Source organism: Mesorhizobium sp. M7A.F.Ca.CA.002.09.1.1 (genome assembly GCF_003998555.1).
GTDB classification, from domain to species: Bacteria; Pseudomonadota; Alphaproteobacteria; order Rhizobiales; family Rhizobiaceae; genus Mesorhizobium; species Mesorhizobium ciceri.
This window is the reverse complement of sequence record NZ_RZRR01001141.1, coordinates 1-1,470: the sequence shown is the minus strand read 5'-3', so window position 1 is coordinate 1,470 and position 1,470 is coordinate 1. Positions and strand designations below refer to the sequence as shown.

General features: G+C 65.2%; 1 protein-coding gene. It reads right to left on the bottom strand.

Annotated elements, in window-relative coordinates:
* Positions 1–1,470: molybdopterin cofactor-binding domain-containing protein (locus EN994_RS31105; RefSeq protein ID WP_164746399.1), on the bottom strand; the 1,470-nt coding region annotated here is incomplete at both ends.

Genomic DNA, 1,470 nt, shown 5'->3' with positions numbered 1-1,470 from the left:
AGACAGGGTCTCCTCGGCGCGGAAGACGAAGCCCTCGGCATCCAGATCCAACGTCGTGAGGTCGATGCGGCGCGTGGCTTCTCCCTCGCGGATGACGATCGCCGGGCCGTCGAGTTGGAGAGCGGCTTTTTCCGAAACATTGGCGAAACGAAGTATCTTTTCACGCAAGGCGCGGCCGGCCTTCTCGGCCGCCTTGCCGGTGACGAAGGTCTGGCGCGAGGCCGATGTCTTGCCGGCATCGGGAGTAATTGATGTATCGGCGCTCTTCAGCTGGAATCTCTCCAGCGGCAGGCCGAGCGCGTCGGCGCAGATCTGGGCGATGACCGTGTTCGAACCCTGGCCGATATCGACCGCGCCCTGGTGCAGGATGACCGTGCCGTCGGCCGCGATGCCGACCCGAATGGTCGACGGATTGGGCAGCGAGGTGTTGCCGCAGCCATACCAGCAGGACGCGACGCCGACGCCGCGCTTTCTATCTGTGTTGGCGCTGTTGAATGCCTCCGCATCGGCCGCCGCGCGCGCCCAGTGCGGCCGCAGCGATTCGAGGCATTCGGCAATGCCGACGCCGGAGTCCAGAAGCTGTCCTGTGACCGTTTCGGAGCCGTTCCGAAGGCAGTTCTTCAAGCGAAAATCGAGCCTGTCCATGCCGAGCTTGCCGGCCAGCTCATCATAGAGGGTCTCCTGCATGATCGTCGCTTGCGGCACGCCGAAGCCGCGGAAGGCGCCGGAGATCGGCCCATGCGTATGGATGGCGCGGCCTTCGGCGCGGTAGTTCGGCGTCGCATAAGGTCCGGAGGCGTGCACCGGCACGCGGTTGGCCACGGTAGGGCCCCAGCTTGCATAGGCGCCGGTGTTGAAATCGCCTTCGAAGATCATGCCGGTGACAAGGCCGTCGGCATCGGCGCCGATGGTTGCTTTCATCTCGGCCGGATGGCGCTTGGTGGTCGACATCATCGATTCGGTGCGGGTGTAGGCAAGTGCCGCCGGCCGCCCAGTCTTCATCGCCACAAGGCCGATCAGCGGCTGCAGCGAGACGTCGAGCTTCGAGCCGAAACCGCCGCCGGTCGCGGTCGGCACGATGCGCACCTTGTCGACGGCAAGGCCGAGCACCTTCGCCGTCTCGTCGCGGTCCATATAGGGCGCCTGGGTGCAGGCGACGACGACCAGCGTGTCGCCGTCCACATAGGCATAGCCGGCTTCCGGTTCGATATAGGCGTGCTCGACATAGGAGGTGTCGATGACGCCGGACACCGTGAACGCTGCACCGGCAAGGGCCCCTTCCGGATCGCCGCGTTCGACGAAGCCGGAGGTCAGCAGGTTTGCCGGTCTGTTCTCATGGATGAGCTTGGCACCGCCGGCGCGCGCTTCGCAGGATTGGAGAACATGCGGCAATTCGGTCCAGCGGATCGGAAAATCCGAGAGGTCGATATCGAGCATCGCCTCGCGCTCGCCAGCGACCCACGCCACCGC